19 protein-coding genes and 1 pseudogene are annotated in these 17244 nt (G+C 35.6%); 3 read left to right on the plus strand and 17 right to left on the minus strand.

Going from position 1 to position 17244, the window contains the following annotated elements:
* Positions 1–3: 3 nt before the first annotated feature.
* The 3 genes from SM124_RS11740 to SM124_RS11750 form a co-directional block, all read right to left on the minus strand.
* Positions 4–1800: an AAA family ATPase gene (locus SM124_RS11740; protein ID WP_322446710.1), complete on the minus strand. Its 1797-nt coding sequence runs from the start codon at positions 1798–1800 to the stop codon at positions 4–6.
* 63 nt (positions 1801–1863) lie between these two features.
* Positions 1864–3111: a DNA cytosine methyltransferase gene (locus tag SM124_RS11745; RefSeq protein ID WP_322446711.1), complete on the minus strand. Its 1248-nt coding sequence runs from the start codon at positions 3109–3111 to the stop codon at positions 1864–1866.
* A complete protein-coding gene (locus tag SM124_RS11750) occupies positions 3089–4375 on the minus strand; it encodes a DNA cytosine methyltransferase (RefSeq protein WP_322446712.1) in 1287 nt (428 codons plus the stop codon). Before SM124_RS11750 ends, SM124_RS11745 begins: the two co-directional genes overlap by 23 nt.
* 266 nt (positions 4376–4641) lie before the next feature.
* On the opposite strand from SM124_RS11750, the gene SM124_RS11755 reads away from it, so the two are divergent.
* The gene (locus tag SM124_RS11755; protein ID WP_322446713.1) at positions 4642–5787 is read left to right on the plus strand and encodes a PD-(D/E)XK nuclease family protein; all 1146 of its coding nucleotides are present in this window, start codon (positions 4642–4644) and stop codon (positions 5785–5787) included.
* A 255-nt stretch (positions 5788–6042) separates the two neighbouring features.
* Here the strand turns inward: SM124_RS11755 and SM124_RS11760 are convergent, their stop codons facing one another.
* Together SM124_RS11760 and SM124_RS11765 are read right to left on the minus strand one after the other, a co-directional pair.
* Positions 6043–7311, minus strand: coding sequence for a hypothetical protein (locus SM124_RS11760; protein WP_322446714.1), 1269 nt, complete (start codon positions 7309–7311; stop codon positions 6043–6045).
* Between the two features lie 162 nt (positions 7312–7473).
* Complete coding sequence (locus SM124_RS11765) at positions 7474–8460, minus strand: NAD(P)-dependent alcohol dehydrogenase (protein WP_322446715.1); 987 nt, start codon at positions 8458–8460, stop codon at positions 7474–7476.
* A gap of 495 nt (positions 8461–8955) precedes the next feature.
* Here SM124_RS11765 and SM124_RS11770 point away from each other — a divergent pair, with 495 nt between their 5' ends.
* Entirely contained in the window at positions 8956–9828 is an 873-nt protein-coding gene (locus tag SM124_RS11770) for a helix-turn-helix transcriptional regulator (RefSeq protein WP_322446716.1), read from the plus strand.
* Positions 9829–9909: 81 nt separating this feature from the next.
* Here the strand turns inward: SM124_RS11770 and SM124_RS11775 are convergent, their stop codons facing one another.
* The 7 genes and pseudogenes from SM124_RS11775 to SM124_RS24090 form a co-directional block, all read right to left on the minus strand.
* On the minus strand, positions 9910–10266 hold the full coding sequence (locus SM124_RS11775; RefSeq protein ID WP_322446717.1) for an ArsR/SmtB family transcription factor: 357 nt from the start codon (positions 10264–10266) through the stop codon (positions 9910–9912).
* The gene (locus SM124_RS11780) at positions 10267–10686 is read right to left on the minus strand and encodes an SRPBCC family protein (RefSeq protein ID WP_322446718.1); all 420 of its coding nucleotides are present in this window, start codon (positions 10684–10686) and stop codon (positions 10267–10269) included. It lies immediately after the preceding gene.
* 351 nt (positions 10687–11037) lie between these two features.
* Positions 11038–11208 carry an LPXTG cell wall anchor domain-containing protein gene (locus tag SM124_RS11785; RefSeq protein ID WP_407691402.1) on the minus strand — a complete coding sequence of 57 codons (171 nt, stop codon included), beginning with the start codon at positions 11206–11208 and terminating at the stop codon, positions 11038–11040.
* Positions 11209–11311: 103 nt separating this feature from the next.
* Positions 11312–11791: a hypothetical protein gene (locus SM124_RS11790; protein WP_322446719.1), complete on the minus strand. Its 480-nt coding sequence runs from the start codon at positions 11789–11791 to the stop codon at positions 11312–11314.
* A 148-nt stretch (positions 11792–11939) separates the two neighbouring features.
* Positions 11940–12512 (minus strand): hypothetical protein, encoded by a 573-nt coding sequence (locus tag SM124_RS11795; protein ID WP_322446720.1) that lies wholly within the window; start codon positions 12510–12512, stop codon positions 11940–11942.
* 197 nt (positions 12513–12709) lie between these two features.
* Positions 12710–13429, minus strand: a complete 720-nt coding sequence (locus SM124_RS11800; RefSeq protein WP_322446721.1) for a CPBP family intramembrane glutamic endopeptidase — start codon at positions 13427–13429, stop codon at positions 12710–12712.
* Between the two features lie 211 nt (positions 13430–13640).
* Positions 13641–13912 (minus strand): annotated as a pseudogene (locus tag SM124_RS24090) (DUF2140 family protein).
* 223 nt (positions 13913–14135) lie between these two features.
* Between SM124_RS24090 and SM124_RS11810 the strand changes: the two are divergent.
* Complete coding sequence (locus SM124_RS11810) at positions 14136–14558, plus strand: hypothetical protein (protein WP_322446723.1); 423 nt, start codon at positions 14136–14138, stop codon at positions 14556–14558.
* 105 nt (positions 14559–14663) lie between these two features.
* Here SM124_RS11810 and SM124_RS11815 read toward each other — a convergent pair whose 3' ends face one another.
* The 5 genes from SM124_RS11815 to SM124_RS11835 all read right to left on the minus strand — a co-directional run bounded on the left by SM124_RS11815 (position 14664) and on the right by SM124_RS11835 (position 17222).
* Entirely contained in the window at positions 14664–14840 is a 177-nt protein-coding gene (locus SM124_RS11815; RefSeq protein ID WP_322446724.1) for a hypothetical protein, read from the minus strand.
* Positions 14841–14953: 113 nt separating this feature from the next.
* On the minus strand, positions 14954–15235 hold the full coding sequence (locus SM124_RS11820; protein WP_322446725.1) for a DUF2140 family protein: 282 nt from the start codon (positions 15233–15235) through the stop codon (positions 14954–14956).
* A 5-nt stretch (positions 15236–15240) separates the two neighbouring features.
* Entirely contained in the window at positions 15241–15576 is a 336-nt protein-coding gene (locus tag SM124_RS11825; protein ID WP_322446726.1) for a DUF2140 family protein, read from the minus strand.
* A complete protein-coding gene (locus tag SM124_RS11830; protein WP_322446727.1) occupies positions 15560–16522 on the minus strand; it encodes an SGNH/GDSL hydrolase family protein in 963 nt (320 codons plus the stop codon). Before SM124_RS11830 ends, SM124_RS11825 begins: the two co-directional genes overlap by 17 nt.
* A gap of 439 nt (positions 16523–16961) precedes the next feature.
* Positions 16962–17222: a hypothetical protein gene (locus SM124_RS11835; protein WP_322446728.1), complete on the minus strand. Its 261-nt coding sequence runs from the start codon at positions 17220–17222 to the stop codon at positions 16962–16964.
* Positions 17223–17244 lie beyond the last annotated feature (22 nt).

Here is a 17244-nt window from a genome sequence, read left to right on the forward strand (position 1 = left end):
TACCTACTCTTCTCCCAAGTTTTCAGCCACAAGCATGTTGGAGGTTACTCCTCTAGCTTCGTATGGAATCGCATTTTTAATAGGAAAATCAAAGATGTTCTGCTTGTTGTCATAGGCAGTAAGAATTTTAGAAAATGTATTTAATCCAGGTGCAAAGAACTTCCCACTTCTATGCTTCAGTACATCCTCAAATAAATACATTAAGAGCTTGCTTTTGAAAATCGAGTCAAAGTTTTCGGAAACAAGATCATTTTTATTAATGAAGAATGGACCGATTAACTTGTCCTCATTTACGTTAAGGTCATTTTCCGTTAAGCGCTTGTTAATGGCTTTACGTAATGTATTCCATGCTATTTCTCTCTCAAAGGATAAATCAACCGTAATTCCATTCAGTTGGTCTTGTCCCTCATCAATTCCAATGTATTCAAAGCTCCAACGACGTTTAAATGCGGTATCCATCGGGTAAACCCCTTGGTCGGCACTGTTCATCGTTGCCCAAAGATACATATTATTCGGAAGAGATATTTCTTGAACTTCTCCAGCCGAAAAGCCCCACTCTTTCATTAAGTAGTCCTTCATGTCTTCAGAAGCGGCAATCGAATATTCACTCGTTCCCCTTCCATCACGGTCCAATAGCTGGAACACATCGCCAAACACAGCCGCCACATTGGCACGATTAATTTCCTCAATAATCAACAAATGATTGGTTGAAGACCCTGACTTTTTACTTAACATCGCTTGAATCCATACTCTTAAAAATGGACCTGGTACAAATTCATAAGAAATATATTCTTCGCCATTGTCTTTCAACTTTGGTTTCGGTTTATATGTCCCTACGAATTGCGCGTAAGAGTAGTTAGGATGGAAAGTCACTCGCTCATATTTTTTCCCAAACAGCTTACGGTCTTCTTCCAGTGTAAAACTTTTACCCGTTCCTGGAGCACCAAATAGAATTCGGTTATGGGGCTTATTGATATCAGCTTGCGGCTCATCCTGAGTTTCTTCTACACTCTCTTCAAGTTCCTGTTCCTCATTCTCTTCCTCTACCTCATCCGACTCGATGTCCATATAGCGGAAATACTCATCCTCCGTGATCGTTCGAGAACAAGTTAAGAAGGAATCATCTCTTACAATCTTCAAGAGCTGAGTCCACGTTTGTTCAGTAAAACGACCCACAGCAAGTGACAATCTACCACTGTTCTCCACCAAAAATCCTGAGTACATTAAAATCTTGATGAAATTAGAGAAATGTCGATCCAGTAAATCAAATTCATCTGGAGTCACATGTGCCGGTAATACCTCGGTTTCTCGGTATTGGTGAATGTCCTGAAGAACTTGAAGTAAATTATGATTCCGGTTAAACACTACGTTTCGGTTTTGAAAAACAAAATGAAGAATCTCTTCTTTTGTTATATAACCTCTTGTACCTGATGAAATATATTGTAGATATAATAATTTTAAAATCGTACGTAAGGGAACAAGCTCAACGCCAGCATCTAGACTCGTTTGAAGACAAGCATTCGTACGGATATTCGGGTACTGAAATTTTCGGATCAGATTTTGCAGGACACTATCTACATCTCCGTTTAAAATTCTCGTTACTCCATTAGCCGTATGTCCGTCATAACTAGATAGTGATAAGAAAAACTTCGTTGCGTTAAACACATTGTGCGCACTTTTTTCATCAGGCGAAGGAGGATGGTCCGTCATAATTTGATGAGCAATCTCTCTTACGCCTAAATCAAATTCTTGTCTATTGTTGTACATGCGAAAATCGTTCGTAAATACGTATTTATACAATGCTGACATCCTCTCGGTTAGGTTAACGGTATTTTACTACTTCTGCTATACAAATAGGAAAAATCAAGAGGGTACGACTTCGCCTTCAGAGATGGTAACCATTAATTCATGAATAGCCATTCCAATCGCTTTTGCAAACTTCGGTGGAACGGCATTTCCAATCATTTGATAAGCATGTCCTTGTGTACCGACAAAATCAAAATCATCATCAAACGACTGAATTCGCGCGGCTTCTCTTACGGTCAATGTACGGGCTTGGGTAGGATCAAAATGAATATAGCGGTTTCCATCTTTATATAAATGAGCAATAATGGTCGTTCCAGGAAGGTCTGGTCTTAAAACATGATAACGATGAATCGGTGATTTGGAGCCTACCTCTTTTTCGTATAGCTCGCTAAGCTTTTTACTATCGGTATACTCACATCTGCCCGACTGTAAATCATCTGCCAGCATTCGAAATATCTTCATATCGCGCAAGTTATGATAACGGGGCTTATGCCACGTAATATCACAATTCGGAGTATGATGGGATTTCTTTTTCTTATGTGATTCCTCATCGTAAATAGGCTCACAGGCTGGTAAATCTCCAATAGCATCCAATAAGGTCATTTTCGTTTGAACCATTTGCTTCGGTAAAATGTTGGTATAAAAGTTCTTTAATATTTCTTGAGCATTTTTATAGTAACTCTTATTTAGTCCCACTAAGATAACGCGCTTTCTATTTTGGGGTACACCGAAATGACTACTATTGAGAAGCGCATATTGTTTCATATCTTCAACGATCTCATAGCCAATGCTTTCAAAGCCTTCTCGAATTAAATCGGTAATCGGTGTTCCATCTGGCATCGAACTAAGCATTCCAGGCACATTTTCAAAGACGAACATTTTGGGCTGATATCGTTTCACCACATTTAAGTAGTGTTCAAACAAGTAATTACGATAATCATTTTTCATATTGTTTTCATCACGAACACGACCGGCAACGGAATAGGCCTGACATGGCGGTCCACCAATAATCATATCAATGTGTCCCGCTTCATGAACAAAATGATCTAACCCTTTGTTGCTTCCGTATTTCTCATCGTTTTCCCAGCCATGAAACAGCTCTTCTTCTCGCTGCATATCGAAATGAAGAACTCTTTCCTTCGCATCCTGAACTCCCCATTTCGTTTCTAAACGGTGAATGAGTGTATTCACTTGTGGCTTCATCCATTCTACGGATGCTACTTCCTTATATTTACCAGTTTGAAGAAAACCATCTAATAATCCTCCACATCCGGCAAATAAATCAACTATATTGTATGGTTTCATGTTTGTGTTCCTTCGTTAAGTAATTTTTTAGCTGCAACGCGATATGATAGCCGAGCATAGGTGGAACGGCATTCCCCACTTGCTTGTATTGCTGTGTCTTATTTCCGTAAAAAATAAAATCATCTGGGAAACTCTGTAAACGAGCACTCTCTCTCACCGTTGGAATCCTATTATGCTCGTAGTGAAAATGGGATCTATGTCCCGTATTGATAGTAAGTGAAGGCTTTTTACTATGATAACGAGTTAATGCCTCATTATACTTAAACTGGGAGCTATATTCCTCTGGCAAAGCCTTAAAGTTCTTTCCTTCAGGAACCATAGAGATGAGCTTAACGGTCTTCTCAGAATGAATCGTTCCGATATGGTTGTAAAGCTTGTCCGCATTTTTACGCATAAGCTCTTGATAAGGGGTTTGTGGTGGCATCGGATATTCCTGTATCTCTTCCCCTAAAATCCCTTCAAGTGCAGGCAAATCAGATATCGCATCTTCACAAGTAATAAATTCATGTGGAAAAAGGACAGGGTCCGGGAACTTAAAGTATTCCTCTGACTCTAGTAAAGCAACAAAGAAAACGCGTTTTCTAATTTGCGGAATTCCAAATTCAGGAGCATATAAAATCTCTGGTTTAATTTTATAGCCTATATTCTCGAAATCCTCCACGATTCTTTGTGCGCCTTTCCCTTCATAAAGCTTCAAAAGTCCAGGAACATTTTCTAAAATAACAGCCTTTGGTTTTAATCGTTCAGCTACTTTCACCATGGCTGTATATAATGTATTACGCTCGTCATTGGCCTCACGTGGTCCTGCAAGAGAGAATCCTTGACAAGGTGGGCCTCCTACTAGCACATCTAACTCTATATTTCTTTCATTTAAGTACTGTTCAATTTGATTGATGTTTTCGTGGTCAAATAAATCGAGCTTCATAGATTTCGCACTACCATGATTCGCTTCAAATGTCTTTAGTGCCATCTCATCAAAATCGACACCAAGTACGACGTTATAGCCAGCATCCATAAAACCTCTGGATAATCCACCTGCTCCAGAAAACAAATCTAATACGGTATATTGTTTATTCCATTCTTTATTTGACTGTAGTAAAGTTTCTAATCCCAAGGTAATACTCCCTCTGATTTTGTCATTTATAGTTGTACCATGAAAATTCGCATTTAGAAGGTTAATAATTTCATCCTCGATTTTAATTCGATATTCTTTCCCGTGGATTTGCTTTCTTCCAGCACCTTCCCGTTTTCCTCCGCGCTTCATAACCCACTCTCCTATTCTATGAATTATATTGATAAAACGGAGACTTTTCAATACAGATGCACCAATTTCAATAAATTTTAAGAATAAATGTTCGTAGAAATGAAATCAAACAAGAATCTAGCACCTATCACAGCTCTATTCTAGCTCTGTGCAATTCCATAATATACCTCTCTGTTAGGAAATCTAAATTAGCCATTCTCATCACTATTAAATGTTATCATGAGAATATACAAGCTTTTGACTCCATTAAGAATGCGAGGTTTACCATGATTACATCGACAAAAGAATTGAAATCGCAACTGAATAAGTTAATCAGTGATCCTGATTTTTTAAGATTACAAGAATCCTTCGAAAAGGAAAGTTTGTTTCAATTACTAGGTTTTGGACACCGAGAAACGATGCATAGTGCCTTTATTAGTTGGTTGCTCTCGCCTACTTCTTCTTTAAACTTAGGTACCTTTCCACTAAAGAGATTTCTTTATTATATAAACGAGGAAAACGTTGCAAGAGAGGAATCGGTCATGAGCCTTGATTTAATTGAATCGAACTCACTAGAACTTGAGAAAATGGAAGTGGCCACAGAAGTTGCAGCATCTGCCATCGATCCAGAAACCGATCAGAAATTAAATGCTCGTTTTGACTTATATTTAACGAATGATCATGTACGAATCATTGTAGAAAACAAAGTATTATCCCGTGAAAATAAAGATCAAACGGAGACTTATACGAAAATATTAAATCATTTAGATGAGTTGTATACATATGATTTAAAGGTGTTTTTATCTCCAGACTCAACGGTAAAACCAAAATGTCCGGAGTTTATCCAAGTCGATTATCAAGGACTATACGATTTTGTCATTGTTCCTTGCTTAAACCATCCGAAAATATCAATGAAAAATAAAAACCTGTTAGAGGAATATGCCCACAATCTAAGTATGGTATATAGAGGAGTGAATAAACCGATGGCAAAAGTAAACGAAGAATTATGTTTGGCCATTTACAATAAATATAAAGACGTATTAGATGAAATCTTTGATGCTGTTAAAAATGAAACTCCTGAAAAACGTAAAGTCAAAACGTCTTCTACCATTCGCAAATCAACGATTTCATGGAATGACATATACTCTCGTCTTAACGAAAACGAAAAACAATTAGAATCTACTTATGGAAACACCATCACAAACGCCGAAATTGACCTAACAAGCGGCCACATCCTTTTTCAAGGAAAAGAATATCAAAGTCTATCAAGCTCTGCCGTAGCTGCGGTTAATTCTATTAAAGGCGATAACTACACCGATCGCTACAATGGATTTGAATTTTGGAGCATTGTGTATCCGAATGGTGAGAGGAAGAAACTTTCTGAAGTGCGAGCTGATTTAGCGTTAGCTTTGGCGCAAGATGAGGAAGATTAACAACTACTCAAATGAGCCTATTGCGTTTTGCAATGGGCTCATTATAATTTAGAACAGTAGCTCATGTTTTATCCTGGGTATCCCTCTTTGGTACTGAAATTATTACTTCTATAAATTGTTTAATATTTTATTAATATCTCTAAGAAATTGGTTGCTTTTCTCAAAATAACACATTAAATTCATCATTACTTCATGAACTTTGTGTTGATTCTTCAAACAAACTTCTTTACATACTACTAATAGATGTTACAGAAATTATGTATCAGGTGTAATTCGCTGAGGTAAAACTAAGTATCCTTTCGCCTTTCGTGCTCTAAGAACTTTGATTAGATGCTTCTGCATAGAGGCAGGACATGTAACCTGCATAAATACCTCACTTTTACCGCTTTCAAAGACTTTTATTTTCTTTTTCTGGAGAACTAATTCAATTATCAACCCTAAGCTGAAACCGCCTACTAAGCCAATCAGCCCCCAAATTACTGGCCCCCATTTCCAAACAAATCCATATATGGTTCCAAGGAGCATAATGATTGTTGCGCTTACCATGGCTCCGTCAAGAACACTTCTGCCATCAACCCTATGAAGAGAATCAATAATTTGAGTTTGAGATTCTAGGTTTTCAAGGGGCAATGCAACAATATTCTCAGATGGTACTCCTATCGTCTCAATATCGTGAATAAACATCTCCACAAAGGGAGAATGTTCGAATGTGGCGACGATTTGTACTGTGCCATCATTCATTTTATTTTGTCTTTGTAGTGTCAACCTTTCATCCCTCACTCTAAGGAAACGTATTTGTTCTATATCGTATAATGCGTTATTAGCTACTACTGATGAATATGCCTGATAGATTGCAAAAGCGTACATTGACGGCAGAAAGAGAAACCATTGCCAGTCCACATTTGCTGAAGCTGTGCTAAAATCTCCAATAAACGAATAGAACCAAGCACCAATCGTTCCCGCCTTATAAGTAACAAATATCCACCATGCCAAAACAAATGTGCCAACAGCCGTAGCACCACCATATAATTGACCCAAACCAGGTGTTAGAAATGACCAAACAGCTCCCAATATGGGCTTTTTCTTTTCTAAGAGGACAACATCCAAAAAGTTAATTACTGAAGGGGTCATTGGTGCATCTTCTACTTCTGACAAAATATGACTTTTATTAATTTCAACCGCAGAACGATAGCTGTCCCAAATGCTATAAATATAGACTGCCATATAAAGCAAAATCCAGTCCTCGTTAATTACATCCTTTGCCTCCTCGAATTTACCGAGCATCGATAAAGCAATCCCTAAGTTTAGATTAGCTTGAGTGTTTACCACAATCCCCCAAATAATCAACATAAATCCATGTAAATGCTTACCTAAAAACATGTGTCCAAACCCTGGAAAAGTAAACGACCACCAGGCTGCAACCCAAGGAATTCGAGGATATACAGAATTAGAACCAAATGAAGATATCGCCCCTTTGGAATAGCGAGGTTTTATGGTAGCTGACTCAAACTTCTGGTGTGGCATTGGATACCTACTCTCTCTGTATAATCTCAACATTTAATATTTCCAGTACCTACCAATGTTATGCATTGGTGGGACTAGGGGACAGGTACCGCGTCGCAGCCAAAGATGGGACACAGTGGGACCTGTCCCCTCGTTTCTGAGGGCATACATTTACTTCATTTATTAGGAGTTGTTGTTTGGTTCCACATTTATGACGACATTTCCCTTCTTGTGTCCTTTCTCGACATACCTATGTGCATAAACGATCTCTTCAAACTCATAGTACCTATCAACCACAACTTTTAACTTCCCCTGCTCTACAAGCTCCTTGAGAAAGTTTAGGGCCTCGGAGTTTTCAGGTGAATTTCTCCCTAAGATTAGTTTCCTGCCGCTTGTCAATTTAGTCCAAAGCATTCTAACACCTGGTAATTGTACAGAGACATTTATATAGGTTCCGTCCTTCTTTAGCGATTTCATACAAGCTGAAAACGAACTCTTGTCTACCGCTTCAAAGATCACATCATAAGTCTCACCTTTACTAGAAAAATCTTCGGTAGTGTAATCAATTACCTTATCCGCTCCTAAGGACTTTACCAATTCTAAATTCTTTGTACTGCATACCCCTGTAACTATTGCTCCAAGTTCCTTGGCAATTTGTATTGCATAGCTCCCTACACTTCCGGATGCGCCATAAACAAGTACCTTTTGACCATTCTGAATGTTAGCTTTTCTAAGATGAAACAATGCTGTACGTGCCCCTATCGGAATAGCTGCGGCTTCCCCAAAAGATAGATTGTTGGGTTTGATAGATACTGGACCATCTTCAGGTAGGCACTTATACTCGGCATAAGCACCAAACCCCACTAGGGAAGCTGCAAAAATTTGGTCACCTTCCTTAAATCGCTTAACATTCTTTCCTACAGACTCTACTTCACCAGCTAACTCCATCCCTAATATAGCTTTTTTGGGACGTCTAATCCCCAATGCCATTCGGGCAGGTAGCCATACAGGGAGAGGAACGGTAAAACTCCGTGCGCGAATATCTGCTACTGTTACAGTAGTCGCTTTTACTTTTACAAGTATTTCTTTTTCTTTAGGATTAGGTTTTTCTATCTCTTTCAGTTGAAGAACTTCGGGGGAACCGTACTTTTTGTACACAATTGCTTTCATTTTTCCACCTCTAATTTTTCATATTTATGAATTTAGTACGAATCTTTCATCAGACTTCATCACAATGTATCGGTTTTGTTTGTACCCTTTCCTTATGGCTATAAGTTATTAAATAATGTTGTTGATATAACCATAACATCGTAGGTAAAAAGAGACTTTCCAAATCTTGCTGTGATTTGTTCTGCTTTATCAGAGGAGTATTCTGCAAAGAACAAAAGCGCAAGCGCCTCGGTCAGCCCCGACAAGCAAATGTTCTTCAACCCTAAAAGTCTGATTTTCGACTTTTAGGGTTGAAGGTTATTTGACCTCGAGGGGCTAGGCGCTGGAGCTGGACGGGGACACTCAATGTTAAAGAGTTATCCAGAATGCGAAATATTTTATCATTTCCTAAACGATCAAAAAGGCCCTCTTTTGGACGGCCAGCAGGTTATACATAATGTATATTTAAAATAAGATATCAAGAAGTGAATAAATTTTCTGGAATTAGGTGGCGAGATGGAACATTATGAAGTAATTGAAAAATCCTTATTGTATATTGAAAACAATTTACAGCAACCATTATCATTGGAGTCTGTTTCAAATTCCTTCAATATGTCTAAATACTATTTTCATAGACTTTTTTCTGCAATAATGGGCTGCTCATTAAACCAATACACTTTATCAAGAAGATTAAATGCATCTGTTCAATACATACAAAACGACGAAGACTTATCATTAACAGAAATTGCGTATCTACTAAACTTTGGTACTCCATCGTCTTTCACCCGTGCTTTTAAAAGCCAATATGGTATTTCACCAAGCACTCTACGAAAAGAAGGAAAGACCATAGCCCTAGAAGACATTCCGCCAGTAATTAAAAGACCTATCAAAAACATCAATGGGGACATTGTTGCCGATTTTACACTAACAAACTTTCATACAACTAGAATAAGTGGGGTAGCATTTGAAGTTGATTTAGCAAGAAGTGATTTTAAAGAAACGATTCGATCTTTTTCGAGTATGTTTGTAAACAGCATTGATGAAACAATCAGTAGTTCTTGTTATATCATCTATTCCAATTGCCAACCAAACTCAACAAAGTTCAAGGCTCTAATCGGGATTCCACAAAATCTAAAAATCAACTTACCAAATTATTTTACAGTAGATGTTCCACAATTTTTTTGTGCTAAGTTTATGTATTTTGGTGACCTACTAGATATAGGAGATGTCTTTACTACTGACTTTGCAAGATTTCTAAAGATTTCGAAACAAGAAACAGAGAAATCCGATATTGAACTTATTCAAGTATTCGAGAATATTCATAACCTTGAATCTTCCTATCATATTTTCGTACCAATCAAAAAACTCTCCAGTGACAACGATGATTAGTGTCTAATTGATATTCCCGTAATTGAATATAGTAAAAAACCGACAACACGTTTGTCGGCTTATGAATTGGTAACATTAATTTTATTCATGGTCTATTTTTATAACTTTTAATCCATCATTTTCATCTTCATTTTCAACTATGTGTTTAAGAATTGACAATTTGTTATTCCAAAATTGTTCGTAATAGGAAAGCCACTGTTTAACTTCTGATAGCGGTTCTGGTTGTAATTGATAGATTTTTTCTCTGCCTACCTTCTTCCCACTAACTAGATTTGCTTCTGAAAGGATCTGAAGATGTTTTGCTATGGCTGTACGACTAATTGGAAAATGAGAGGTTATTTCTGAGATAGCTAATTCTTTGTTAGCAAGCAACCGAAGAACCTCTCTTCTTGTTGGATCAGCAATCGCTTGAAATACATCATGCTTTACTGCTGTCACTTATCCTTCAACAACCTTTCGAAGTCGTTCATTCACAATAGCAACCCAACCATGATCCATTCTCTCCCGGATAACAGAACTTTTCTCGTTCGCTTTAGGAAGAACAGTATCTGGAGATTTCCAACCACTATGTATAAGTGTAAACTCCGTTTTTTCACCCAAGTCTTTTAGTAGAAAAGAAACAACCCATCCATCTGTGTCCCATGAAAACGAAATTTTGTTTGGTTCATCCACTTCTAATACTTTGCATGGAGATGGACCAAATGGTGATTGTACATGGAATTCATGTCCAACTTTAGCTTCAAAATCATTGGGCATAAACCATAATGCAATACCTTCAGAGGTTGAAACCTTACCCCATACTTTTTGTATAGGTGCCTCAAATATGATTGTTTGCTTAATATCTTGTAATGTTTCCATTTAAATTTCTCCTTTTTACAAAACATAAAATAAAACCATTTGGTTTCACTTTTTTTGATAATATAACACCTTTTGGTTTCATGTCAACATTAAACTGATCTGTATTTTATTTAGAATGGTTATTAAACATAACTGCTTCTTAGTCGAATAGAAAATAAGAGCTGCTAATCTAAAATGATATAAAATCCACCCATAAGATCTTTTTACTCATAGCTTATCAGTCACCTTTTTTAAACTAAACTAATCGATAGTCTATAATAAGACATCTAAACAAATCACTGCACAGTATTGTTGCACTGTGCATTAAGAGATCCACTTAAAACCCAGGAGCTCCTTCAACTAACGCACCCTTTAGCTAAAGAGTTTCTGTTTCTTCTTTTTCCCAATAAAAACGCCCAACAACATAAAGCCAACACCTAATATATTTAGAATAATATTACCTAAATTGCCGAAGTTATCAATTCTAAGTCCAAACAAAATCGCACCCAAAAGAATAATTGGAATAACCAAAAACATCTTCAATATTTCACCCTCCTCCAACATGTTAACTCAGCTGAATTAAACTAAATCTATAACGAAAAAAGCGAATGCTACTTGTTCTCGCTTCCGTTAGTTCAAAAAGAATTTATAATAATGGAAGAATATCAGACAAATCGATAAATTCTAGTTCAGCTTCTGCTTCTGCTTTCGAACGATAAACGGTAATTTTATCATAGGGTTTCATGTTGTCTTGCCATGTTCCTATATTACTCAGAAAATCTTCTACGTTTTCAGAAATTATAAAGCACTCTAAATCCCTATTGATATAACAAATTGGTGCGTCACTTTCCGAATCACACTGTTGATAAACAGTTCCGATAAATCCACCTTTACTATCTTTTGCCATAATATCTACATGTGGAACCGTAAAAAACTCTAAATGCGGAATATCATCGTCAAAGATAAATTGAATATCATAATCGTTAGCGTATCTTTGATACTCCTCATTTCTATCATGAACACCCATTGAATAAATGGTTGTTCCTGCTGATATAATCTCAGTATCTTCTAAATTAACACCTATGGCTCCAGAGAATGCTGTTCTATCTAGATAAATTTTTCGCATATAAACCCCCATTTAATCTTATTTTAAAGTAAAATGCTCATTACTTTTGTGATTTCTTATTCAACTAAACACCCTATACTTCAACAAAAAGAGGTACCAATCCTCCTTAGATCAGTACCCGTCTTATTTAAGATTTGCACCCGTTAGCTTAAGAAGGATTATTGATTTCTTGCAACAATAATTCCAAATCATATTTCAAGTTACTTCTTGTCTCTGTATCAAATTCTCCTGGTACTTCTTGTATAGGGTATTTTTGTTTATGAATTATATAATGTTTTAGTTTTAAAAAAGTGGTTAAAGGAAAATCAAAATCATACCACTCTTCTCTGTAACCAATTATTCCGTGTCTTTTTATTAAGGCATCTATTTCTTTTAACACAATCATAATAAAATCATCATATGGGTATTCCGTTTTTATTAGTGTTTTAGTTTTGTCTTTACTAAATTCATCTTCATAATACACGGCTTTTATGTTCAGTATATTATTTTCCTTTAATTCGAAAGACCAAATAATCCCCTCTGGTTCACCCTCCCATTCACACTCAGTTTCTTTTCTTATCTCATCTTTCGGTACACAAAAGGAGTTTAAAAGCATTAGTGACCTTAGAAAATCATATAAACAATCTGTTAAATAACTTGCTGTAAATTCTAATTTTTGTCCATTTACTTCAACAATACAAGTAGCCCATCCAATTCCACTAAGATAATATTTAAACTCCACTTCCATCCCACCTACTTCGAAAGTTATCACTACATTTATGTTATCACTATTCCTTGTTCAACTAAATTGCCCGTTAGTAGAATAAGATCCAGCCACCTTTTTGGCGGCTGGATCTTCAACTATTGCACCCTTTAGTTAAATAAGAAACAATAATAATAGATTCAAATTTCTTTTCATTTACAGTAAATTTGAAGAGATTAACCTTTTGTTTCTACCCATTGGTCTTTCGAATAAAGTTTTGAATGAAAGAACTTGATAAATATATAAGTTAGCAACGGCACTGCTAAATTGGGTAATAGAAAATTTATCAAAAAGTTAAGTTCATCCATTAATTGTATATTTTCATTTCCTTTAACCAATATTTGTTCTCCCAATGGACCTTTTGAAAAAATTGAATTATAAGTAAAGTTCCACCCTAAATGTAATCCAATGGGCAATGCAATTGATTTTGTTTTTAAAAAGGCGAGTGCCCATACTAAGCCTGTTATTGCTGTCATAATAAAAACAACAGTCATTGATACTACGTCTCCTAAAACACCATAGGAAAACCAATGATAAATACCAAAACTAATCGCTGAAAGAAAAATTCCTATTCTTGCTCCCAATTTTTGAATTGCAATATAAAGTAGTGCACCCCTAAAAATTAATTCTTCAAAGACAACAGATTTGATGTTCCACCAAAGAAAATTTACAATTCCAACAAAGGTTGCGTTAGGATTTAATTCCCATTGCGCATTTGTTAGTGTTGAATCAATAATTTGTATGAAAGCACATAGTACACCAGTAAAAATAAATCCAATAATAAATTGAAATAACCTTTTTCTTACAGGGGTAAAGCCTAAAACAAATAAATTTTTCTTAGTAAATACATAAATAAGTATCCATGAAATAATTATTTGTACTACTATTCCTAACAAAATCATCGCTCCAATCTCATTACTTTATTTATATGACATCCTTCTACCTCGAAATAATATCATAATATTCTGATATTTATGCGTGCTTTTTTACTAACCTGCTCCCTTAGTTTAAGTGAAATACTTCACAAGATAACAAACATTCATACTAAAATCATATCAGAAAAATAACAGATCACGTCCCTGTGATAAAATTCAGTAATCTATAAACCTAGCGTTTTGTGGGCACCTTAATTTTGAACGGAATATGATCATTCTTTAAATCAAAGCTCTGTACCTTTACTTTAAAATTACTTTTGACTTCCATTTGCGTTACACCAATATAAATAAATTGATTTTTAGAGTCAATTGCAACAAATTCAGGTGTTTTTAATTCTTTCTTCATGTCTTCAAGTATCTTTTTTCAGGCAATTTCAATAAACCAAGTGACATATTCGACACATACAAAATGATATCTCCGTTTTCTTGTACAGCGGGTTCCATTGTGATTAATATGGGGATTTCGGTTTGAAAGGCTTTGACTTACCCCAGCAATTGTGGACCTGTCCCCCTTGTCCCCTTGATAAGTGTCCCCTTTAACAAATGTTTTCTTTTCCTTCTTACAAATTGTCTCATTTTTAACATATTTTCGTTAGGAGATGGCCATAATAATCCAGTAAGTGCCTTTAAAAGAAAGGAAATCTTTAATATGGGGATAGGTGATCGTTTGTCATTTCGAGGTGATGCTCACAGATTTTATGTGGAGCTAAGAAATGTTGCAAAAAGAAATGAAACAGTGAAGGATATAAAGGAACTGGTAGAGGTGCAAGAAATTGTTTCGTTTTATCAGTCTATTGATACATTTAATTTAAAACTAATTTATTATCGAATGGTAAAAGAAAAAAATGGATCAGGCATCATTCCCTTATTGGTTACCTCCGTACCTTGGTTCTTCTTTTTGTTCTCAAAACAATTACAGGAATTCCTTTTTCAAGAGGGAAGTTCACTATGGCTTCTCTTTAGTTTTTTTTATCTGGTAACGCTTTCCTTAAGTATCGTTCTACATTTCCGTGAAAAAGCATGGGCGGAACTACACATTAAAATTATTCAAAATATAATAGACTCACGAAATGAAAAGAAGAAGTCGTAAGCGTTTCTTCTCCATTTTTTTGGACTAAGGGACAGGTACCGCGTCCTAGCCAAAGCTGGGACAGTAGGATTTTTCCCCGTGTCCCCTGCTTAAGTTAATCGGCTTCTACTTTTTTCTCCATATCACTAAACTTCTTATCATCGATCCTACAAACATAATCCCTGCTCCACTGAATATAAGAATTAAAAATAAGTTCTTTGTAATAACACCGAATGGATATAGGGCACTACTCAATATCAACAATGCTCCTAAGACTGATAGTGACCAAGCAACTTTTCCCATACAAACACCACCACACATTCTTTTTATGTCTATCATAACTAATTACGGGACAAAAGGACAGGTACCACGTCCCAGCCAAAGCTGGGACAGTGGACCTGTCCCCGTGTCCGTCTTCATAAACCTAATGTCTTATTGGGTACCTTAATTCTGAACGAAATATGATCATTCTTTAAATCAAAACTCTGTACCTTTACTTTAAAATTACTTTTGACTTCCATTTGCGTTACACCTATATAAATAAGTTGATTTTTAGAGTCAATTGCAACAAATTCAGGTGTTTTTAATTCTTTCTTCATGTATTCAAGTATCTTTTTTTCAGGCAATTTCAATAAACCAAGTGACATATTCGACACATACAAAATGATATCTCCGTTTTCTTGTACAGCGGGTTCCATTGTGATTAATATGGGTATTTCGGTCTGAAAGGCTTTGACTGACCTTTGACTGACCCCAGCAATTGAACATTTTCATCAAATTTGACTGTATATTTATCATTTTTATCCTTCATGATCTTATCTACATATTCATTCACTAGCTCATTCAAATTTTGCTTACTCGAATAAATGATGAATTCGGCCCCAGCTTCCTCTTCAATAAACTCTTTTCTAGGCATTTCGGTATCTGATGCGGGCCACAGTAAAAAAAGGAAGAAAAAGAAAACGAAGCATACATTCACTCCAACTACGCCTAAAAATAATTGCTTCCATGATGGCTTTGATTTAATCTGTACTTCCATTTACTTCACCTTCTATTTTTGTAACCTCGATTGGCAACTCCGTTTCTTCATACTTATTCAAATACTCTAAGACGCGCTGTGCCATTAATTTATACCCAATCGTGTTTGGGTGAAAATTGTCATCTGCTAATAGGTTGATGCTAGAATGAGAGAATAAGTCCTTTGTAGGAATATAGTTTATATTCTCATACTCTTCAGTGACCAATTCCCCTGCTTCATTCCAATCATTAAGAATCATATCTAACTGTTCAATATCACCAAAATAACGCTCAAATGGATTATAAAAACCAATCAAATAGACTTGGATATCTGGATTTAATTCATTAATTTTATTAAAAATAGCCGTTAACCTTACAACGTATTTTTTTTTTTCTTCTTGAAAAGGCTCTATTTTAAGGTTTGTATAATTACTTCTAATCACTTTCATAATATCATTTGCACCAATCGTGATTAGCATGATATCCGCATCCTTAACAGCTGATGCAACCTCTTCTGTCTCCAACCTTTTTAATAATTGATCCGTTCGATTTCCTCTTTTACCGAAATTTTGTATGGAAATATCTAGATTATTATCTTCAAATGTGTGGTTTAGAATTCCTACATAACCGCCACTGTCTGTTTCATCTCCAACACCCTGAGTCAGTGAATCACCGATTGCAACGATTTTTTTCCCATTACTAAAAAAAGCAAAAGTACCTTCAATAACTTCTCTGACTTTTTCTTTAACTATTTCCGCCACTGGTTTTGCATCAATGTTAGATGATTCTTGTAGTTCTTCTTCCTCCACTGTAGTAACAACAGAAGGAGTATCTTGATTTCCATTAACAAATGATGCCCCACTCACACGTTCTCTATTTAGCTGACTAAAGTCTAGAAGAAATAAAGAAAGAAGGGCACATACTAAGATCACACCTGAACTAGTGATCCAAACCTTCTTATTCTTCACGCAGTCCTCACCCACTTGTTTATATGTTAAAATATCTAAATTAGTTTCTACATTAAAAAAAGCTAACAAATTATTTTAACATCCATACAGGATAAAAGTAATGGAATATTTTATAAAACATTAAAACATAGGACAGACCTGTTGATGTTATTGTAATGTTGTAACAACTAGAATCTGTAGTTTATTTTTTATGTTAAACATAAACTTGCTATCAATTTAACAAATTTAAACATAAAAGAGACCCTATATCTATACAATATCTGGGTCCCTTAATTGCATTTATTCATTTGTGAGTTTGGACAGATTTTTGTTGGTTTATCTTGTTTTAGGAGGTACTTCGCAGCTTGTTTGGAGTACATTAGATTACACATAATCATCTTCTCCAAATTAATTGTATATTAGACTATTGTTTCGAATTGCGTAATAATAAAATTAAAATTTAATTTTCTATTCGCTTTTCAAGGTTAAACAGTCGCTTGTCCATTTCTGTTAACCTGTTATTTAGATATTCGACTTCAAATTCCGTTTTCTTATTAGTCACTTTCAACATTCCAACCACGTCTTCAGTTTGTGAAGCCTCGATTCTGTTTACGGTTCCTTTAATTTCTTGTATTTCGGTTTTTACCTCTTTAATATCGGTTTTTACCTCTTTCATATCCTTTTGTAGTTCCAATAAGACTTCTAAAATTTGTTTATCCATTCCGTTCACCATCCATTTGTTT

Source organism: Robertmurraya mangrovi (assembly GCF_034427655.1).
GTDB classification, from domain to species: domain Bacteria; phylum Bacillota; class Bacilli; order Bacillales; family Cytobacillaceae; genus Robertmurraya_A; species Robertmurraya_A mangrovi.

Excerpts from the sequence above, each read along its gene's own strand:
- SM124_RS11780 (WP_322446718.1), bottom strand. The coding sequence starts at position 10,686 with ATGGAAACATTACAAGATATTAAGCAAACAATCATATTTGAGGCACCT.
- SM124_RS11760 (WP_322446714.1), bottom strand. The coding sequence starts at position 7,311 with ATGCCACACCAGAAGTTTGAGTCAGCTACCATAAAACCTCGCTATTCC.
- SM124_RS11770 (WP_322446716.1), top strand. The coding sequence starts at position 8,956 with ATGGAACATTATGAAGTAATTGAAAAATCCTTATTGTATATTGAAAAC.
- SM124_RS11820 (WP_322446725.1), bottom strand. The coding sequence starts at position 15,235 with ATGGAACCCGCTGTACAAGAAAACGGAGATATCATTTTGTATGTGTCG.
- SM124_RS11765 (WP_322446715.1), bottom strand. The coding sequence starts at position 8,460 with ATGAAAGCAATTGTGTACAAAAAGTACGGTTCCCCCGAAGTTCTTCAA.
- SM124_RS11745 (WP_322446711.1), bottom strand. The coding sequence starts at position 3,111 with ATGAAACCATACAATATAGTTGATTTATTTGCCGGATGTGGAGGATTA.
- SM124_RS11755 (WP_322446713.1), top strand. The coding sequence starts at position 4,642 with ATGATTACATCGACAAAAGAATTGAAATCGCAACTGAATAAGTTAATC.
- SM124_RS11835 (WP_322446728.1), bottom strand. The coding sequence starts at position 17,222 with ATGGATAAACAAATTTTAGAAGTCTTATTGGAACTACAAAAGGATATG.
- SM124_RS11825 (WP_322446726.1), bottom strand. The coding sequence starts at position 15,576 with ATGGAAGTACAGATTAAATCAAAGCCATCATGGAAGCAATTATTTTTA.
- SM124_RS11750 (WP_322446712.1), bottom strand. The coding sequence starts at position 4,375 with ATGAAGCGCGGAGGAAAACGGGAAGGTGCTGGAAGAAAGCAAATCCAC.
- SM124_RS11790 (WP_322446719.1), bottom strand. The coding sequence starts at position 11,791 with ATGCGAAAAATTTATCTAGATAGAACAGCATTCTCTGGAGCCATAGGT.
- SM124_RS11815 (WP_322446724.1), bottom strand. The coding sequence starts at position 14,840 with ATGGGAAAAGTTGCTTGGTCACTATCAGTCTTAGGAGCATTGTTGATA.